This is a genomic window from Bradyrhizobium sp. WSM471 (assembly GCF_000244915.1).
GTDB lineage: Bacteria > Pseudomonadota > Alphaproteobacteria > Rhizobiales > Xanthobacteraceae > Bradyrhizobium.
Map to the genome: position 1 here is coordinate 198,931 of NZ_CM001442.1, position 17,762 is coordinate 216,692.

Consider the following 17,762-nt stretch of genomic DNA (forward strand, 5'->3'; position numbering starts at 1 on the left):
TCTACCTCACCGACACCCCGCATCTGCGCAACAGCATCCTGGCGAAGCCGAACGGCGCCGGCGTGAACGGGCCGGGCGGGGCACGGGTGACCAGGGCGACGACGCCGAGCGCGGCCATTGCGACCCAGAAGCACAGCCAGAAGCCGTCGATATAGGCGAGCACATTGGCCTCGCGCTGGACCAAGCCCGCGAGCGTACCGACCGCGCGGGCCTGGGCCGAGCCCGCACCATGGGCCGCAAAATGGTCGGCGAGCTGTTTCAGCATGCGGACCACGTCGACGTCACCGACGCCGAGATTCTGGCCGAGATAGAAGGAATGGATCTGCTCGCGGACGCGCAGCCACGTTCCCATCAACGCCACGCCGATCTCGGCACCACCGAGCCGCATGATCTGGATATAGGCGGCAAACGAGGTGGCACGGCTCGGATCGGAATTGGACAGCAGCGTGATGATCAGCGGCAGCAAGGTCAGCGACTGCCCGATCGCCTGGAGCAGCACGATGCCGGCGAAATCCTCGCGCGCCCAATCATGGCTGAGCTGCGTGCCCCAGAGATTGGCGGCGGCGAAGCAGGAAAATCCCACGACCACCACCGTCCGCGTATCGAAATGCCGCAGCAGCCAGATCGAGAGCGGCACCAGCACGAACATCGGCAACGCGCCGTAGATGAGCAGCAGGAGGCCACTCTGCTCCGGCCTGAGCAGGGCGATGGAGGCGAGGAAATTCGGCACCAGCGACGCGTTGGACAGGCTGGTCAGCGTGTAGAGCAGGATCAAGACCAGCCCCAAGCCGATATTGCGCGAGAACAGCACGTTGATATGTGCCCATGGCTGCCGCACCAGGGCCTCGTTGACGAGGAAGCCCGCGACCAGCACCGCGCCGGCAATGATCAACGCCATCACCGTCCCCGACCCCAGCCAGTCCAGCCGGTTGCCCTGGTCGAGCCCGGCATAGATCATCGAGACGCCGGCGCCGAGCAGCAGCATGCCGCCCCAATCGGCGTCGCGGAGCAAAGCGCGATTCACCGGCTCGTTCGGCGTGCCCCAATAGACCATCAGGCCCATCAGGGGCGCGACGACGACGCTCTGCCAGTACAGCCATCGCCAGCCGAGATGGTCGACATACAAGCCGACCAGCGAGCTCGAGGTATCCAGCGCGAAGCCGACGCGGATCGAATAGATCGAGATCGCCGGAAGCCACCAGCGGATCGGCAGATTGCGGAACACGATCATCAGCGTCGCCGGCACGAAGGTGCCGAGCAAGAGGCCATGTACGACGCTGAGCGCAAGCAATGTCGGATAGTCGTGCACGAACGGGATGATCAGCGAGACCGCGGCATAGACGAGGCTAGGGATGCCGAGAACGCGGCGCAGGCCGAATACGGTGGCAAGCCAGGCCACCGCGGGTGCGATGAAGATCTGCGAGCCGATGCCCGCAGTGGAGAGCCAGGCGCCCTCGTCGAACGAGAGCGAGAACGCGCCGCGCAGGTCCGGCAGGCCAATCGTGGTCAGCCGGCTGTCGAAATTGGCGAGGAACGAGCCGAGCAGCACCGCTGCCACCGCAAACAGCGGCTGCGGCGCGACGCCGCCGCGCGAGAGCGGCCCGCGACTGGAATCGTCATTTTCCGCCATTGCCGGCCTTGGTGTCGATGCTGGTGACGACCGACATCCCCGGCACCAGCCGCGCCAGCAGCGGCTGGTTGTCGTCGAACTGGATGCGCACGGGAATGCGCTGCACGACTTTGGTGAAGTTACCGGTTGCGTTGTCCGGCGGCAGCAGCGCGACCTGCGCGCCGGTCGCGGGCGCAATGCGCTCGACCCGCCCGCGCAGCTTCTCACGCGGGAAACTGTCGACGGTGATCTCGACCGGCTGGCCCGGTGCGACGTGCGTAAGCTGGGTCTCCTTGTAGTTCGCGATCACATAGACCTTCGGCAACGGCACGACGTTGATGAGGTTGGTGCCGATGTTGACGTAGTCGCCGGGCTGGACCTGCCGCTCGCCGACGACGCCGTCGAACGGCGCCGATATCTTGGTGTAGCCGAGCTTGAGCTTCGCACTCGCCAGTGTCGCCTTGGTCGCTTCGAGATCGGCGGCGCGCTGCTTCCTGGTGCCTTGCAGCACCTCGAGTTGGTGCTGCTGGGCCGCGATCACGGCGCGGCTCGCGCGCACATCGGCCTGCGCCTTGGCATAGCCTGCGACCGCCTGTTCGAAGCGCTGCCGCGTGCCGGATTCGGTCTGCGACAGCGATTGCTGGCGCTCCTGCTCCTGCCGCGCCTCGACCTCCACGGCTTCGGCCGAGAGCCGCGCGGCTTGCGCCTGCGCGATCGTCGCATATTGCAGCTCGATCTGATTGGCCAGATTGTCGAGCACGGCTTGTGCGGCGGCGACCGCCGCTTCGGACTGCGCGACTTGCGCCTGATAGTCGGCAGGGTCGATCTGGATCAGGAGATCGCCGGCCTTGACGCGCTGGAAATCGGTGACCCCGACGGTCAGCACTTCGCCGGAGACGCGACTGGCAAGCCGGGTCAGCTCGGCGCGCACGTAGGCGTCGTTGGTGATCTGGACCGCCGAATTGCCGACCCATTCGTCGAAGCGCTGCGTTGCCAGCGCGACGAAGCCGAGAGCGACGATCACCGCGAACAGCGGAATCGCGAGCCGGCTCCACAGCGAGCTGGCCGGTGGTTGCGAGGGCTTGGGTTGCGGAGCAGGCGCTGCGGTGGGAGACGATGACGGAACTTGCTCTTGTGAACTCACGACATCACTCCAAAGCGCGCTCTCTCATCCTCGTCATTCCGGGGCGATGCGCCGCATCGAACCCGGAATCTCGAGATTCCGGGTCCTACGGACCGTCCCGGAATGACGGACATTGCCATCAGACCGTCTTTTCCGGCCACCGGCAGAGATCGTTGATCAGGCAAACCTCGCAGCGCGGCTTGCGCGCGAGGCAAGTATAGCGGCCGTGCAGGATCAGCCAATGATGGGCATGCAGCATGAACTCGGCCGAGATCACCTTTTCGAGACCGAGCTCGACCTCCAGCGGCGTCTTGCCGGGCGCGAGGCCGGTCCGGTTGCCGACGCGGAAGACGTGCGTGTCGACCGCCATGGTGTGCTCGCCGAAGGCCATGTTGAGCACGACGTTAGCGGTCTTGCGACCGGCGCCGGGCAGCGACTCGATCCCGGCGCGCGTGCGCGGCACCTCGCCGCCGAACTCGCTGAGCACCTTCGCGGACAACGCAATGACGTTCCTGGCCTTGGTGCGGTAGAGGCCGATCGTCTTGATGTACTCGCGCAGGCGTTCCTCGCCGAGGTCGAGCATCTTCTGCGGTGTGTCGGCGATCTCAAACAGCGCGCGCGTTGCCTTGTTGACGCCGGCGTCGGTCGCCTGCGCCGACAGCACCACCGCAACCAGCAGCGTGAACGGATTGACGTGCTCGAGCTCGCCTTTCGGTTCCGGATTGGCCTTGCGGAAACGGCTGAAGGCCTCGCGGACTTCGGGCGGCGTCCAGGGCTTCATGGCCTTAAGCGATTTCTTCGCGGGCCCCTTCGGTTTGGCCGCAGCCGGCCTTGCCTTTTTCTTCGGCACCGACGTCTTGCGCGGGGCCGGCTTGCGGGTGATTTTCGCCATGATCGGGATATACTGAGGGACGATGAGCACAGGCAACGAAATTGAGCGCGAACGATCTGGAAGCGAGGCCGAGCCTCAGATCTTTTCCGCGCGCCTGACGCCGCACCGCTCGCTGAACCGCACCGGCTTCCTCGCCGTGATGCTGTTCCTGAGCGCCGTCAGCTTCGTCACCGGCCTCGTCTTCCTGATGATGGGCGCGTGGCCGGTGTTCGGCTTCTTCGGCCTCGATGTGCTGGTGATCTGGTGGGCCTTCAAAGCCAATTTCCGCGCGGCGCGGGCCAGCGAGGAGATCGTGGTCACGCCATCTGAATTGCGCGTGCGGCGCGTCAGCCAGCACGGCCAAATCGTCGAATGGACCTTCAATCCGCTCTGGGTCCGGCTCGACATGGAAATCGACGAGGATTTTGGCATCGAGCACCTCTATCTGATCTCGCGAGGTCACCAGATCCAGATCGCCCGCTTTCTGGGACCGGACGAAAAATCCAGTTTCTACAAAGGCTTGGTTGAGGCATTGAATGCCGCCAGGCGCGGTCCGACCTACAATCCGGTCACCTGATTGCGGATCGGAAATCGGGTGGTTTCGCACCCTGCCCTCTCCTACATTTGTGGTCATGATGACACTCGCGATACATGACCAGCGCCTGGCCGGGCCGGGCTCCCAGAACGCCGCGATGCGCGACTATGATTCCGTGCGCCGGGCGATCGCCTTCATTTCGGAAAAGTGGCGCGCCCAGCCGACGATCGAGGCGATGGCGGATGCGGCCGGCGTCACCCCGGACGAGCTGCACCATCTGTTCCGCCGCTGGGCCTCGATCACGCCGAAGGCCTTCATGCAGGCGCTCACGCTTGATCACGCCAAGGGCTTGCTGCGGGACTCAGCGAGCATCCTCGATGCGGCGCTCGACTCGGGCCTTTCGGGTCCGGGCCGGCTGCATGATCTCTTCGTCACCCACGAGGCGATGTCGCCGGGCGAATGGAAGAACGGCGGCGCAGGGCTCATCTTGCGCTATGGCTTTCATCACTCGCCGTTCGGCACGGCGATCGTGATCGCGACCGATCGCGGATTGTCGGGCCTCGCCTTCGCCGATCCCGGTGAGGAACAGGTGGCGCTTGCCGACATGACGCGGCGATGGCGGAACGCAACTTACGTCGAGGATCACGAAGGTACCGCACCGCTGGCGCAGCGCATCTTCGACACAAAACTGTGGCGGCCTGACCAGCCGCTGCGCGTGGTGATGATCGGCACCGATTTCGAGGTCCGGGTGTGGGAGACCTTGCTGAAGATCCCGATGGGCCGCGCGGTGTCCTATTCGGACATCGCCTGTAACATCAACAGCCCGAAAGCCTCACGTGCCGTCGGCGCCGCCGTCGGCAAGAACCCGGTGTCCTTTGTCGTGCCCTGCCACCGCGCGCTCGGCAAGAGCGGCACACTCACCGGCTATCACTGGGGCATCACCCGCAAGCAGGCGATGCTGGGCTGGGAGGCCGGGCAGCTGGGGCTGCAGTAGGTCTTTTGCAAAACTGTCTCCAAATGGTCGTCCTGGCGAAAGCCAGGACCCATCACCCCAGGGAGATGTTTTGGCGCCGACTGCCAACCACCAATCATCGCAAAACCAACGACGGTGGTTATGGGTCCTGGCTTTCGCCAGGACGACGCTGATTATTTGGCCGGCTCCGTCGCGCGCGGACGTCTTTAGCCCGCCAGATCAAGCTTCGAGGCCACCGTCGAATCCGCATTGAGCCGGTAGATGATCGGTACACCCGTCGCGAGCTCGCGCTTCAAAATGCCTTCGGGGGAGAGCTTTTCCAGCACCATGATCAGCGCGCGCAGCGAATTGCCGTGAGCCGCAACGAGCGTGCGCTTGCCGTTGAGCACGCCCGGCAAAATCTCCTGAACGTAATACGGCAGTGCTCGCGCGAGCGTGTCCTTCAGGCTTTCGCCGCCGGGCGGCGGCACGTCGTAGGAGCGGCGCCAGATCAGCACCTGGTCCTCGCCCCATTTCTTGCGGGCGTCGTCCTTGTTGAGGCCGGAGAGATCGCCATAGTCGCGCTCGTTCAACGCGAGGTTCTTTTCCGTCGGCAGGCCCTTCTGGCCGAGCTCGCCGAGAATGAGATCGAGCGTGTGCTGTGCGCGCGTCAACACCGAGGTGTAGGCGACGTCGAACACGAGGCCCTGCGCCTTCAGCTTGCGGCCGGCTTCGGTGGCCTCCTTTACGCCAAGCTCGGTAAGGTCAGGGTCCTTCCAGCCCGTGAACAGGTTCTTCAGATTCCATTCGCTCTGGCCGTGCCGCACCAGCACGAGAAGACGTTCGCTCATTGACTGCTTTCCGTTTGGTTTAGATGTCAGACAGGCCGAGCACGTCGGCCATGGAGTAGTGCCCCGGCTTCTTGCCATGCGCCCAGAGCGCGGCCTTCAGCGCGCCGTGGGCGAACAGCATGCGATCCTCCGCGTGATGCGACAGCGTCAGGCGCTCGAACGGGCCGAGGAAGCTCACGCTGTGATCGCCGGCCGCGGTGCCGCCGCGCAACGACGCAAAGCCGATGTCGCCGGGCTTGCGCGCGCCGGTGATGCCGTCGCGGCCGCGGTCTGCATGCTCGTCGAGCGCGATGCCGCGGCCGCTAGCTGCCGCCTGGCCCAGCATCAGCGCCGTACCCGAGGGCGCGTCGATCTTCATGCGGTGATGGGTCTCGACGATCTCGATGTCGAAGCTCTCGTCGAGCGCCTTGGCGACGCGCTTGACCACGGCGGCGAGCAGATTGACACCCAGGCTCATATTGCCGGACTGCACCACGACGGCGCGGTTGGTGACGCTCTTGATCACGGCGTTGTCGGAGCCCGACAGGCCCGTCGTTCCGACCACGTGCACGAGGCCGCGTTCGGCAGCGATCGCGACGTTGGCCAAGGTCGCCGCGGGCACGGTGAAATCCAGAATGCCGTCGGCGTCCTTTGACAATGCCCAGAGATCGCCGGAGAGTTTGATGCCATTGGCCGGCAGGCCTGCGAGCACGCCGGCATCCTTGCCGAGCAGCTCCGAGCCCGGCGCCTCCAGCGCGCCGGCCAGCACCGCGCCTTTGGTCTCGGCAATTGCCCGCGTCAGCGCCCGGCCCATCCGGCCGCCGGCTCCAGCAACAATCAAGCGCATGTCGGACATGGTGTAATCCTCTCACGGCCGTTGTAGCGGGGGGAGGCAGTTCCGGCAACCGAGGGGGATTGGGCAGGTGGGCTTCCAGCCTCCTCTGGAGCGCCGGTCGCTTGCGGCCATCCTTCGAGACGCTCGCCTACGGCGGGCCCTCAGGATGAGGTCGGAATCCGTGGCAACAAATTCGACGGGCGCAGATTCTGCTTAGCCTCATCCTGAGGAGACCGCCGCGGAGCGGTCGTCTCGAAGGACGAGGCGTGCGCGCAGCCTCAGCCGTCTGACGGCTGAGGGCCGTCATAGCCCTCGATGATGATGAGGTCGGCAACGGAGTGCGGCTGGCGCACCTTGATGTTGGCCTGGTATTCCGGCGAATTGTAGCAGGCGATCGCGGTCTCGTAGTCCGGGAATTCGATCACGACGTTGCGGGTGCGGCTGGCGCCTTCGACGGTGGTGAACTTGCCGGCGCGGACCACGAAGCGGCCACCCCATTTCTTGAAGATCGGACCATTGGCGACGGCATAGGGCTTGTAGCCCTCGTCATTGCTCACGTCGACGCGTCCGATCCAGTAGCCTTTTGCCATTGTTCTTCTCCCTGTGTTGTTGGTTAGCCGAGCGCTTGCGCGATCTCGGCCTGGATGGCCTCGGCGATTGCCTTGGGGTCCGCGGCTTCCACCACCGGCCGACCGACGACGAGATAGTCCGCGCCGGCGGCGATCGCACGGCCCGGCGTCATGATGCGTTTCTGGTCGCCGCTCGCCGCGCCCGCCGGCCGGATGCCGGGGGTGACGAGGCTCATCTGGTGGCCGACGATCTTGCGCAAGGCTCCGACTTCCTCGGGCGACGACACCAGCCCGTCGATGCCGAGCACCTGCGCCTGCTGCGCGCGCGCTTCGACGAGCTCGGAGACGCCGAGCCGGAAGCCCGCCGCATGCAGATCGTCCTCGTTGTAGGACGTCAGAACAGTGACGGCGAGGATCTTCAGATTCGAGCTCCCGCGACCTTCGACGGCACCCTTCATGGTCTGCGGATAAGCGTGCACGGTGAGGAAGGTCGCGCCGAGCCGGGTGATGCTGTCGACGCCTTGCGCCACGGTGTTGCCGATGTCGTGCAGCTTGAGATCGAGAAAGACCTTCTTGCCCTTGTCCGCGAGCTTGCCGACCAGCGGCAAGCCGCCGGCATAAGCCAGCCGATAGCCGATCTTGTAGAAGGTGACGCTGTCGCCGAGCCGGTTGACCATCGCTTCCGCGGCATCAACGCCGGGCAGATCGAGCGCGACGATCAGGCGGTCTTTCGGGGCAATCTCGGCTGGCGTCATGTCACCCTCACATCATGCGTTGGGAAATGTCGATCAACTGCCGCACCAGTTCCTTCAACGCGGCGATATCGCCCTCGTGCTTCAGCCTGTCCATATCGTCATAGGCCTGGTCGGCAAAGGCGAGCGTGAGCTGGCTGGCAATCACATTGGCGTGGCAGGAGGTCAGGATCAGCCGCAACGCCTGCAGCGCGCGAGCCGCGCCAAGCCGGCTCTGCGAGGCGCCGGCGAGCGCGAAGACGCGGTTGCGGAACACCTCGCCGCGCGGCTCGTGCAGCTCATGTACGCGACTGACCCAATCGATCGCGTTCTTCAGCAGCGGCGGCACCGAGGCGTTGTATTCGGGCGAGACGATCAGCACGCCATGATGCGCGCCGATCATGCGCTTGAGATTGATCGCGTGCTTGGGCACTCCGGACTTGGCCTGCAGGTCGCCGTCATAAATCGGCAGCGGAAAATCGGCGAGCGAGATCCGGGTGACGTCGACACCGGCCTGGTCGAATGCATAGGCGGCGACCGCTGCCAGCTTCGCATTGTGCGAGCCGGTGCGCAGAGAGCCGGGAATGATCAGGATTTTCGGTGCGGACATCCGCTTCCATGCATTCGGCGAAACGAGCCCGCCACGCAAACAGGAATGCCGGCGGAATTAGTCCTTGCGATACACCCAGACGCGGGCCGGCGGAAGGTTCATCCAGATCCGTTCCGAGGCCTCTGTGGACACGCCGGGCAGCGATTTCGGAATCGGCGGCACCACCGCATAGGTGAACTGGACGAAGGGCGCACCGGGCGCCAGCGCCGTGAAGGCGTCGCGGATGAGCCGCAGCCGCGTCAGCATCGGTTTTGTGACCAGCGGCAGGCCCGAGACGACCGCGGAGGCCGGCGCGCTCAGCACGTTCCAGAGCGTGTCGCGCAGACGATAGGCATCACCCTGCACCACCTTGGCCTGCGGATAGCGGTCGCGCAGCAGGGCGCAGAAGCCTGGATTGTATTCGACGAGGACGAGACGCTTCTGGTCGACGCCGCGCTCGACCAGGGCCGAGGTGATGGCGCCGGTGCCGGGCCCGAGCTCGACCACCGGTGCGTCCGAATTGACATCGACGTAATGGGCCATGGTCCGGGCCAGCAGCTTGCCCGACGGCATCACCGCGCCCATGTGGAGGGGCTTTTCGATCCATGACCGGAGAAAACGCACCTCGTCATCGAGACGGGGCTTCTTCAACGCACGCGCGGACGATGGCAATGGCATGTCGGGACCGGCCGGGACCGCGTGACCGCGGCGTGTCAGAAAATGGTCATAAAGACGTATAGGCCGAAGACGGCACGGTCAAGACGCGTCAACTCGCCCGATTACCGAAGAAATCCTTGACCTTGGTGAAGAAGCCCTCGGATTCCGGCTGGGTGTTTCCGGAGGAGAGCTTGTCGAACTCGGCCAACAATTCCTGCTGTTTTTTGGTGAGGTTCTGCGGGGTCTCGACCACGACCTGAACGTACATGTCGCCCATCTGGCGCGAGCGCAGCACCGGCATGCCTTTTGATGCGATGCGGAATCGGCGGCTGGACTGTGTCCCTGCGGGGACCTTCACCTTGGTCTTGCCCTTCTCGATGGTCGGGACCTCGAATTCGCCGCCAAGCGCCGCCGTCACCATCGAGATCGGCACACGACAATGCAGATCGGCGCCGTCGCGCTGGAAGAACTGGTGCTGGGCCAGCGACAGGAAGATGTAGAGGTCGCCGGGCGGGCCGCCGCGGACCCCGGCCTCGCCCTCGCCGGCGAGCCTGATCCTGGTGCCGTCCTCGACTCCAGGGGGAATGTTGACCGACAGATTCCGCTCGCGGGTGACGCGCCCCTGACCCGAGCAGGACGGGCAGGCGTCCTCGATCATTTGGCCGCGACCCTGGCAGCCCGGACAGGTGCGCTCCAGCGTGAAGAAGCCCTGCGACTGCCGTACGCGTCCGGCGCCGCCGCAGGTCGAGCAGGTCTTCGGCTTGGTGCCGGCCTTGGCCCCGATGCCCGAACAGGCCTCGCAAGTGACCGAGACCGGGATCTCGATCTGCGCGGTCTTGCCACCAAAAGCTTCCTCGAGCGTGATTTCCATGTTGTAGCGCAGGTCGGCGCCGCGCTCGCGGCCGCCGCGGCCGCCGCGCTGTCCGGCCATGCCGAACAAATCTTCGAAAATGTCGGAAAAGGAAGAGGCGAAGCCCGCGCCGAAACCGGCGCCGCCACCGCCGCCCTGCTCGAAGGCGGCATGGCCGTAACGGTCATAGGCGGCGCGCTTGTCCTTGTCTTTCAGGACCTCGTAGGCCTCGTTGATTTCCTTGAACTTGACTTCGCTGGTGTCGTCCCCGGGATTGCGGTCAGGGTGAAACTTCATCGCCAGCTTGCGGAACGACGATTTCAGGACGGAATCGTCGGCATCGCGTTCGACTTCGAGGGTTTCGTAGTAGCAGCGCTTGGTGGACGTGGACATGATGAGCTCGGTCTATCCGATCGCGATTCAAGTCGGAGCGAAGCAACGTCGCCATGCAGCGATATAGGCACCCTTCCGCCTCGCGGCAGAGGATTGCACGGCAGTGTTCAGAATAACGGCTGGGAATTGATCGATCGTAACGGGGCCGGCTTTAACAGAGCCGATTCTAACAGAGCGTTGCCCCATCGAGCCCGACACGATGGCCTCCCCCGCGAGGGAGGAGGCCGTTGGCGCGTGTGGGGTCCAAGCCGTCCGCATCATCACCCTCGCAGGGTTCAGGCGGACTTCTTGTTGTTCTTGTCGTCGTCGACTTCGGTAAATTCCGCGTCGACGACGTCGTCCTTGGCCGCATCCTTCTTGGCGTCGGCCTCGGCCTGCTGCTTGTACATGGCCTCGCCGAGCTTCATCGACGCCTGGGCCAGCGTTTGGGTCTTGGCCTTGATCGCTTCGGCATCGTCGCCCTTCAGCGCTTCCTTGAGGTCGCTGACGGCATCCTCGATGGCGCGGCGCTCGGTCTCTGCGACCTTCGAACCGTGCTCGGCCAGTGCCTTCTCGGTCGAATGCACCAGTCCGTCCGCGTCGTTCTTGGCGGTCACGGCCTCGCGGCGCTTCTTGTCCGCCTCGGCATTGGCCTCGGCGTCCTTGACCATTTTCTCGATGTCGGCTTCCGACAGACCGCCGGAGGCCTGGATGCGGATCTGCTGCTCCTTGGACGTGGCCTTGTCCTTGGCCGAGACGTTGACGATGCCGTTGGCGTCGATGTCGAAGGTCACCTCGATCTGCGGCATGCCGCGCGGAGCCGGGGGAATGCCCATCAGGTCGAACTGGCCGAGCATCTTGTTGTCGGCCGCCATTTCACGCTCGCCCTGGAAGACGCGGATGGTGACCGCGTTCTGGCTGTCCTCGGCGGTCGAGAACACCTGGCTCTTCTTGGTCGGGATCGTGGTGTTGCGGTCGATGATGCGGGTGAACACGCCGCCCAGCGTCTCGATGCCCAGCGACAGCGGGGTCACGTCGAGCAGCAGCACGTCCTTGACGTCGCCCTGAAGCACGCCGGCCTGGATCGCGGCGCCGATCGCCACGACTTCGTCCGGGTTGACGCCCTTGTGCGGCTCCTTGCCGAACAGCTGCTTCACGACTTCCTGGACCTTCGGCATGCGCGACATGCCGCCGACCAGCACCACTTCGCCGATCTCGGCGGCGGTGAGGCCGGCATCCTTCAGCGCCTTGCGGCAGGGCTCGACGGTCTTCTGAACGAGGTCATCGACCAGCGCCTCGAACTTGGCGCGGGTGAGCTTCATCGTCAGATGCTTCGGGCCGGTCTGGTCCGCGGTGATGAAGGGCAGGTTGATCTCGGTCTGCGTCGTCGACGACAGCTCGATCTTGGCCTTTTCAGCGGCTTCCTTCAGGCGCTGCAACGCGAGCTTGTCGTTGCGCAGGTTGATGCCCTGCTCCTTCTGGAATTCGTCGGCGAGATAGCCGACCAGGCGCATGTCGAAGTCTTCGCCGCCGAGGAAGGTGTCGCCGTTGGTCGACTTCACCTCGAACACGCCGTCGCCGATTTCGAGAATCGAGATATCGAACGTGCCGCCGCCGAGATCGTACACGGCGATCGTGCCGGCCTTGGTCTTGTCGAGGCCATAAGCGAGCGCGGCCGCGGTCGGCTCGTTGATGATGCGCAGCACTTCAAGGCCAGCGATCTTGCCGGCGTCCTTGGTCGCCTGGCGCTGGGCGTCGTTGAAGTAGGCGGGCACGGTGATGACGGCCTGGTCGACCTTCTGGCCCAGATGGGCTTCCGCGGTCTCCTTCATCTTCTGCAAGATGAACGCCGAGACCTGCGAGGGCGAGTAGGTCTGGCCGTCGGCCTCGACCCAGGCGTCGCCGTTGGAAGCCTTCACGATCTTGTACGGAACGAGCTTCTTGTCCTTCTCGACCATCGGGTCGTCGTAGCGGCGGCCGATCAGGCGCTTCACTGCGAAGAACGTGCGCTCGGGATTGGTGACGGCCTGGCGCTTGGCCGGTTGGCCGACGAGGCGCTCACCGTCGTCCGTCACGGCGACGATCGAAGGCGTCGTGCGCATGCCTTCGGAATTCTCGATGACTTTGGCGTTCTTGCCATCCATTACGGCGACGCACGAATTCGTGGTGCCGAGGTCGATCCCGATGACCTTTCCCATGGTCCTGTATCCTTGTTTTTGCGGCAGGCTGGCTGGGCCCAGAAGGCACCCGAACCGAAACCCCCTAAGATCAAACATTCGCGATATTGCGATGGTTGGGGGTCATATAGGAGGGGGGGAGGTGCCCGCAAGGACCGAACGCAAGTTTCGGCCGTGAAAACATTGGGTTTTGGAAGAACATATCCGGGCTGCACCGCCCTTGCGGGTGAGGAATTATTAACAGGTCCCGCGATCGGCCGGCATCCGCTACCGCATTCCGCCCCGCCCTGTTGCGGCGAGTCCAAACCCGCTAAAAGGCGGGCAGCCGGCCGGGCTCGTCATCGGGCTGCCTTGCGCGACAAAGCGGCCGGCTGGCCACCATCGAACGGCCTCAATGTGAACCAATCAGAGTGCCCATGAAGCTGATCCGCCCCCTCGCCGCGCTCGCCCTCCTCGTCGCCTCTGCGCTTCCGGCTCTGGCTGCCGACGCCGTTTTCCCACCCGGCTTGCGCCTCGGCATGGTGCCATTGGTCGGCCTCAGCACGGCCAAGACCTTTCCCGGCTTCGAGAGCGAGGACGGCAACGTCAAGGTGCTGATCACAGAGCTGCCGCCGGCGGCCTATGGCGAGGTCGTGAGCGCCTTCAACTCCAATCCGGCCGGCACCAACGGCGTCAAGCAGGACAAGATCGAGACGCCCGCGGGTCTTGCCTATTTCACCACGGAGAGCGGCAAGGCCGGCGAGACCCCGGTGCGGCGCTATTCGATGATCGTGCCGGGCGCCGGCTTCTCCGGCTATGTCGCGGTGCAGATTCCGGAGAATGCGATCAAGATCTACACCGACGAGGCGGTGCGGCAGATGTTCGCGAGCGTCGTCACCCGCAAGCAGGTCCCGGCCGACGAGCAGATCGCGCTGATGCCTTTCAAGATCACCGATCTCGCCGACTTCAAGGACGTTCGCACGCTGGCGCCTGGCTCGAGCATCATCCTGGCCGACGGCGACGAGAGCTCCGGCTATGAATCGAAGCCGTTCATCATCCTCGGCGTGATTGGCGCCACCCCGCAAGCCGCCGACGACCGCGCCCGCTTCGCCCAGGAGGCTGCGCTCCAGATTCCCGGCGTGCGGGAGTCGCGCGTCACCATGTCCGAGCCGATCCGCATCAGCGGCCAGCAGGGTTTCGAGACCCGGATCGACGGCATCAGCGGCAAGGACAAGACGCCGGTGACCGTGGTGCAGTGGATCCGCTTCAGCAGCGGCGCCTCGCTGCGCATCATCGCCAGCGCCCCGCGCGAGCAATGGCCGGCCGCCTTCCCCCGCTTCCGCGCGGTCCGCGACGGCATCCAGCCGAAGGGCTAGCCCGACATCCTTCGCCGGGACGACGCTGATATCCGGTCAGCAGCCCAACGACTCACCAAAGTCGGCCGCATTTTCGGGCTTCTGTTCGTATACGAACGGAACTAGGCTCCCCTTCCGTTGAGTTCATCCTGGAGGGAGGCGAATGATGCTGGATCGGCGACAAATCTTGGCGGCGCTCGGGACGAGCGCGCTCGTGGCGCTCGCGCCAACCGCAATTCTGGCAGCGGCATCGATCAAGCCGGACGATGCATCCGCGCTGCTCGTGATCGACGTGCAGAACTGCTTCCTGCCCGGCGGCAGTCTTGCCGTGAAGGAAGGCGAGCAGGTGGTGCCCGTCATCAACAAGATCTCGAAAGCGTTTTCGAACGTGGTGATGACGCAGGACTGGCACACGCAAGGCCATGTTTCCTTTGCGTCAGTCCACGCCGGCAAGAAGCCGTTCGAGACCGTCGATCTTCCCTATGGCAAGCAGGTGCTGTGGCCCGACCATTGCGTGCAGGGCACCGACGGCGCCGCGCTGTCGAAAGACCTTGCGATCCCGCACGCCGAGCTCATCATCCGCAAGGGTTTTCACAAGGACGTTGACAGCTATTCGGCCTTTCTCGAAGCCGACGGCAAGACCTCGACCGGCCTTGCCGGTTATCTGAAGGCGCGCAAGATCAAGCGCGTCTTCGTCGCGGGGCTGGCGACGGATTTCTGCGTCGCCTGGACCGCGCTGGACGCGCGCAAGGCGGGCTTCGAGGTCTATGTGGTGGAAGACGCGTGCCGCGGCATCGACAATCAGGGTTCGCTCGCAAAAGCCTGGGCCGACATGGCCAAGGCTGGCGTGAAGCGGATCCAGTCTGCGGATATCGCGGCGAGCGCGTAAGAGGCGCGATCGAACTGCAAGACCCTCGTCCTGAGGAGCGCGCTTCTTCGCGCGCGTCTCGAAGGATTGAAGGCCTCGCTGCAGCAGCTCGGCCTACATGGTTCGAGACGGCGCTTGGCGCCTTCTCGCCATGAGGATCAGTTGGCCGCGCCGTTCGGCTCGTTGCTGTTGGCAGCGGGCGCGGCCTTGGCGCCGCCCTTGGCGACACCGACCAAGGCGGGACGCAGCACGCGCTCGCCGATGGTGTAGCCGGCCTGCATGACCTGCACGACGGTGCCCGCGGGTACCGATGCATCTGGCACCTCGAACATCGCCTGCTGGAAGTTCGGGTCGAACTTCTGGCCCAGAGGATCGAACTTCTTCACGCCGTGTTTTTCCAGCGCGCTGAGCAGCGAGCGCTCGGTCAACTCGACGCCCTCGATCAGCGAGGCGAGGCCTGCATCGGCCGTCGCACGGGCTTCGGCCGGAACGGCATCGAGAGCGCGCTGGAGGTTGTCGGCGATGTCGAGCACGTCGCGGGCAAAGCCCGTGACGCCGTAGAGCTTGGCGTCAGCGACCTCCTTGGCGGTGCGCTTGCGCAAATTCTCCATCTCGGCCAGCGTCCGCAGCATGCGATCGCGCGCCTCGGCGACTTCCTTCTGCAGAAGCTCGACCGAGCCCGGCTCGGGATCGTCGGGCATGATGTAGGGTTTTGACACCACGGGCTCGCCGGCCGCAGCACTCGTGTCTTCGGGTTGCCGGTCTCGATCGGTCATCGGCTCTCTTTTCGCATTCGTCTCAGGGGGTTTCTGGCCCGGATATCGTGCTTCGGGCGCCGAAAATCAAGCGCCCGTGATCGGGGGAGACGCCGGTCAGCCCCCCAGGAGCCGGCTGACGATGCGGGCAGCGTAGTCCACGGTCGGGATCACGCGGGCATAATTCAGCCGCGTCGGCCCGATCACGCCCAAAACGCCGACGATATGGCCGGCGGCATCCCGATAGGGCGAGATGATGGTGGACGAGCCCGACAGCGAAAACAGCTTGTTCTCACTGCCGATGAAGATCCGCACGCCTTCCGCGGTTTCGGCGCGGCCGAGCAGGTCGATCACGCCGCGCTTGGTCTCGAGATCGTCGAACAGCAGGCGAACGCGCTCGAGATCCTCCAGCGCATGCAAATCCTCGAGCAGATTGGCGTGGCCGCGGACGATGAGCTGCCGGTCCTCGTTCTCGCCGCCCGACCAGCTGGCGATGCCGGCCGAGATCACCTTGTGGGTCAGCTGATCGAGCTCGGTGCGCGCCTCTCCGAGCGCGGTCTCGAGCTCCAGCCGGGCCTCGGCCAGGGTCCGGCCCCGGATCCGCGCATTGAGGAAGTTGCCGGCTTCGGTCAACGCCGAGGATGGAACCCCCGGCGGCAGCGTCAACACGCGGTTTTCGACCTGCCCGTCCTCGCCGACCAGGATTACCAGCGCCTTTTCCGGTTCCAACCGGACGAATTCGATATGTTTCAGCCGCGCATTGGATTTCGGCGTCAGCACGACGGCGGCCGCGCGGGTCAGGCCGGAAAGCCGCGTCAATGCCTCCTCGAGCGCAGCCTCGACCGATTGCGCGTGGCCGACGGAGGTCAACTGGCTCTGGATCGCCTGCCGTTCACCGTCATTGAGGTCGCCGACCTGCATCAGGGCATCGACGAAGAAGCGCAGGCCGAGTTCCGTCGGCAGCCGGCCGGCGGAAGTGTGCGGGGCATAGATCAGGCCGAGCTGTTCCAGGTCGGCCATGACGTTGCGGACCGAGGCGGGCGACAGCGGCATGGCGATCAAGCGCGAAATATTGCGCGAGCCCACCGGCTCGCCGGTCGCGAGATAGCTTTCGACGATTTGACGAAAGATGTCGCGGGAACGCTCGTTGAGCTGGGCGAGGCCCGCGCGCGGCGCGATCAGATGGATCGGATCGTGATGGGCCACAGACCGTAACTCCTCTAAGCTACAGGTAATTTGTCTATCCCGGACGCTTCTGACAAGCGTGGCGTTGGCGGATTGAAAATCGCAGGTGAAGAAGGCCTCGATCTTCCCCCTTGCCGCCCACCCTCACCCCCCCTACAAGCACCGCCAACAGCCCTTTTCCGAGAGTTTTGGAGGATTTCCCATGCGGCCAAGCCGCCGTGCGCCCGACGAATTGCGCCCCGTGACGCTGGAGCGCGGCGTGGTCAAATATGCGGAAGGTTCGTGCCTGGTGAAATTCGGCGACACCCACGTGCTGGTCACCGCCACGCTGGAAGACCGCCTGCCGCCATGGCTGAAGGGCCAGGGCCGCGGCTGGGTCACCGCCGAATACGGCATGCTGCCGCGCGCGACCTCGGAACGCACCCGCCGCGAGGCCTCCGCCGGAAAGCAGAGCGGCCGCACCGTCGAAATTCAGCGCCTGATCGGCCGCTCGCTGCGCACCGTCATCAATCTCGAAGCGCTTGGCGAACGCCAGATCACGGTCGATTGCGACGTGCTCCAGGCCGACGGCGGCACCCGCACGGCCTCGATCACCGGTGCCTGGGTCGCGCTCGCCGATTGCGTCAGCTGGATGAAGGCGCGCAACATGGTGAAGGCCAATGTGTTGCGCGACAACGTCGCCGCGATCTCCTGCGGCATCTACAAGGGCACGCCCGTGCTCGACCTCGACTATGCCGAGGACTCCGAAGCCGATACCGACGCCAATTTCGTCATGACGGGCGATGGCCGCATCATCGAAGTCCAGGGCACCGCGGAACGCGAGCCGTTCACGGAAGCCGAGTTCCTGGCGTTGATGGCGCTGGCACGCAAGGGCGTCGCGCGTCTCGTGGACTTGCAGAAACTGGCGGTAGCGTAGTCAA

General features: G+C 64.9%; 18 protein-coding genes. 5 read left to right on the plus strand and 13 right to left on the minus strand.

Translation table 11 applies throughout. From position 1 onward, the window contains the following. Position 1 precedes the first annotated feature (1 nt). From BRA471DRAFT_RS00910 to nth, 3 genes are all read right to left on the minus strand, one after another. Positions 2 to 1,630, minus strand: a complete 1,629-nt coding sequence (locus BRA471DRAFT_RS00910) for an MFS transporter (RefSeq protein WP_007603997.1) — start codon at positions 1,628 to 1,630, stop codon at positions 2 to 4. Beyond that, complete coding sequence (locus BRA471DRAFT_RS00915; protein ID WP_007603999.1) at positions 1,617 to 2,753, minus strand: HlyD family secretion protein; 1,137 nt, start codon at positions 2,751 to 2,753, stop codon at positions 1,617 to 1,619. Before BRA471DRAFT_RS00915 ends, BRA471DRAFT_RS00910 begins: the two co-directional genes overlap by 14 nt. A gap of 118 nt (positions 2,754 to 2,871) precedes the next feature. Further along, positions 2,872 to 3,624 (minus strand): endonuclease III, encoded by a 753-nt coding sequence (gene nth / locus BRA471DRAFT_RS00920; protein ID WP_007604001.1) that lies wholly within the window; start codon positions 3,622 to 3,624, stop codon positions 2,872 to 2,874. A 22-nt stretch (positions 3,625 to 3,646) separates the two neighbouring features. On the opposite strand from nth, the gene BRA471DRAFT_RS00925 reads away from it, so the two are divergent. Together BRA471DRAFT_RS00925 and BRA471DRAFT_RS00930 are read left to right on the plus strand one after the other, a co-directional pair. After that, complete coding sequence (locus tag BRA471DRAFT_RS00925; protein WP_007604003.1) at positions 3,647 to 4,180, plus strand: DUF2244 domain-containing protein; 534 nt, start codon at positions 3,647 to 3,649, stop codon at positions 4,178 to 4,180. 55 nt (positions 4,181 to 4,235) lie between these two features. Then, positions 4,236 to 5,132 carry a bifunctional helix-turn-helix domain-containing protein/methylated-DNA--[protein]-cysteine S-methyltransferase gene (locus tag BRA471DRAFT_RS00930; protein WP_035973474.1) on the plus strand — a complete coding sequence of 299 codons (897 nt, stop codon included), beginning with the start codon at positions 4,236 to 4,238 and terminating at the stop codon, positions 5,130 to 5,132. A gap of 185 nt (positions 5,133 to 5,317) precedes the next feature. Here the strand turns inward: BRA471DRAFT_RS00930 and BRA471DRAFT_RS00935 are convergent, their stop codons facing one another. The 8 genes from BRA471DRAFT_RS00935 to dnaK all read right to left on the minus strand — a co-directional run bounded on the left by BRA471DRAFT_RS00935 (position 5,318) and on the right by dnaK (position 12,721). Then, positions 5,318 to 5,941, minus strand: coding sequence for a 2,3-bisphosphoglycerate-dependent phosphoglycerate mutase (locus BRA471DRAFT_RS00935; RefSeq protein WP_007604006.1), 624 nt, complete (start codon positions 5,939 to 5,941; stop codon positions 5,318 to 5,320). Between the two features lie 19 nt (positions 5,942 to 5,960). Next, positions 5,961 to 6,776 (minus strand): 4-hydroxy-tetrahydrodipicolinate reductase, encoded by an 816-nt coding sequence (dapB, locus tag BRA471DRAFT_RS00940; protein WP_007604007.1) that lies wholly within the window; start codon positions 6,774 to 6,776, stop codon positions 5,961 to 5,963. Between the two features lie 257 nt (positions 6,777 to 7,033). Then, a complete protein-coding gene (locus BRA471DRAFT_RS00945; protein WP_007604010.1) occupies positions 7,034 to 7,345 on the minus strand; it encodes a DUF1330 domain-containing protein in 312 nt (103 codons plus the stop codon). Between the two features lie 23 nt (positions 7,346 to 7,368). Beyond that, entirely contained in the window at positions 7,369 to 8,079 is a 711-nt protein-coding gene (gene pyrF, locus BRA471DRAFT_RS00950; protein WP_007604011.1) for an orotidine-5'-phosphate decarboxylase, read from the minus strand. A gap of 7 nt (positions 8,080 to 8,086) precedes the next feature. Next, positions 8,087 to 8,665: an NADPH-dependent FMN reductase gene (locus BRA471DRAFT_RS00955; RefSeq protein ID WP_007604013.1), complete on the minus strand. Its 579-nt coding sequence runs from the start codon at positions 8,663 to 8,665 to the stop codon at positions 8,087 to 8,089. Positions 8,666 to 8,722: 57 nt separating this feature from the next. After that, on the minus strand, positions 8,723 to 9,322 hold the full coding sequence (locus BRA471DRAFT_RS00960) for a class I SAM-dependent methyltransferase (protein ID WP_007598495.1): 600 nt from the start codon (positions 9,320 to 9,322) through the stop codon (positions 8,723 to 8,725). 88 nt (positions 9,323 to 9,410) lie between these two features. Next, the gene (gene dnaJ, locus BRA471DRAFT_RS00965; protein ID WP_007604022.1) at positions 9,411 to 10,544 is read right to left on the minus strand and encodes a molecular chaperone DnaJ; all 1,134 of its coding nucleotides are present in this window, start codon (positions 10,542 to 10,544) and stop codon (positions 9,411 to 9,413) included. A gap of 275 nt (positions 10,545 to 10,819) precedes the next feature. Then, entirely contained in the window at positions 10,820 to 12,721 is a 1,902-nt protein-coding gene (gene dnaK, locus BRA471DRAFT_RS00970) for a molecular chaperone DnaK (RefSeq protein WP_007604023.1), read from the minus strand. Between the two features lie 395 nt (positions 12,722 to 13,116). Here dnaK and BRA471DRAFT_RS00975 point away from each other — a divergent pair, with 395 nt between their 5' ends. After that, entirely contained in the window at positions 13,117 to 14,055 is a 939-nt protein-coding gene (locus BRA471DRAFT_RS00975) for a hypothetical protein (RefSeq protein ID WP_007604024.1), read from the plus strand. Between the two features lie 145 nt (positions 14,056 to 14,200). Then, positions 14,201 to 14,923, plus strand: coding sequence for a bifunctional nicotinamidase/pyrazinamidase (gene pncA / locus BRA471DRAFT_RS00980; RefSeq protein WP_088931292.1), 723 nt, complete (start codon positions 14,201 to 14,203; stop codon positions 14,921 to 14,923). Between the two features lie 137 nt (positions 14,924 to 15,060). Here pncA and grpE read toward each other — a convergent pair whose 3' ends face one another. Together grpE and hrcA are read right to left on the minus strand one after the other, a co-directional pair. After that, on the minus strand, positions 15,061 to 15,678 hold the full coding sequence (gene grpE, locus BRA471DRAFT_RS00985) for a nucleotide exchange factor GrpE (RefSeq protein ID WP_007604026.1): 618 nt from the start codon (positions 15,676 to 15,678) through the stop codon (positions 15,061 to 15,063). Between the two features lie 96 nt (positions 15,679 to 15,774). Then, positions 15,775 to 16,863, minus strand: a complete 1,089-nt coding sequence (hrcA, locus tag BRA471DRAFT_RS00990; protein ID WP_007604027.1) for a heat-inducible transcriptional repressor HrcA — start codon at positions 16,861 to 16,863, stop codon at positions 15,775 to 15,777. A 181-nt stretch (positions 16,864 to 17,044) separates the two neighbouring features. Here hrcA and rph point away from each other — a divergent pair, with 181 nt between their 5' ends. Beyond that, positions 17,045 to 17,758, plus strand: coding sequence for a ribonuclease PH (gene rph / locus BRA471DRAFT_RS00995; RefSeq protein WP_007604028.1), 714 nt, complete (start codon positions 17,045 to 17,047; stop codon positions 17,756 to 17,758). Positions 17,759 to 17,762: the final 4 nt, after the last annotated feature.

Coding starts and splice junctions, on each gene's coding strand:
- BRA471DRAFT_RS00930 (WP_035973474.1), top strand. CDS start 4,236: ATGATGACACTCGCGATACATGACCAGCGCCTGGCCGGGCCGGGCTCC.
- BRA471DRAFT_RS00925 (WP_007604003.1), top strand. CDS start 3,647: ATGAGCACAGGCAACGAAATTGAGCGCGAACGATCTGGAAGCGAGGCC.
- pncA (WP_088931292.1), top strand. CDS start 14,201: ATGCTGGATCGGCGACAAATCTTGGCGGCGCTCGGGACGAGCGCGCTC.
- BRA471DRAFT_RS00975 (WP_007604024.1), top strand. CDS start 13,117: ATGAAGCTGATCCGCCCCCTCGCCGCGCTCGCCCTCCTCGTCGCCTCT.
- pyrF (WP_007604011.1), bottom strand. CDS start 8,079: ATGACGCCAGCCGAGATTGCCCCGAAAGACCGCCTGATCGTCGCGCTC.
- dnaJ (WP_007604022.1), bottom strand. CDS start 10,544: ATGTCCACGTCCACCAAGCGCTGCTACTACGAAACCCTCGAAGTCGAA.
- dnaK (WP_007604023.1), bottom strand. CDS start 12,721: ATGGGAAAGGTCATCGGGATCGACCTCGGCACCACGAATTCGTGCGTC.
- nth (WP_007604001.1), bottom strand. CDS start 3,624: ATGGCGAAAATCACCCGCAAGCCGGCCCCGCGCAAGACGTCGGTGCCG.
- rph (WP_007604028.1), top strand. CDS start 17,045: ATGCGGCCAAGCCGCCGTGCGCCCGACGAATTGCGCCCCGTGACGCTG.
- dapB (WP_007604007.1), bottom strand. CDS start 6,776: ATGTCCGACATGCGCTTGATTGTTGCTGGAGCCGGCGGCCGGATGGGC.
- BRA471DRAFT_RS00910 (WP_007603997.1), bottom strand. CDS start 1,630: ATGGCGGAAAATGACGATTCCAGTCGCGGGCCGCTCTCGCGCGGCGGC.
- BRA471DRAFT_RS00955 (WP_007604013.1), bottom strand. CDS start 8,665: ATGTCCGCACCGAAAATCCTGATCATTCCCGGCTCTCTGCGCACCGGC.
- BRA471DRAFT_RS00960 (WP_007598495.1), bottom strand. CDS start 9,322: ATGCCATTGCCATCGTCCGCGCGTGCGTTGAAGAAGCCCCGTCTCGAT.
- BRA471DRAFT_RS00945 (WP_007604010.1), bottom strand. CDS start 7,345: ATGGCAAAAGGCTACTGGATCGGACGCGTCGACGTGAGCAATGACGAG.
- BRA471DRAFT_RS00935 (WP_007604006.1), bottom strand. CDS start 5,941: ATGAGCGAACGTCTTCTCGTGCTGGTGCGGCACGGCCAGAGCGAATGG.
- grpE (WP_007604026.1), bottom strand. CDS start 15,678: ATGACCGATCGAGACCGGCAACCCGAAGACACGAGTGCTGCGGCCGGC.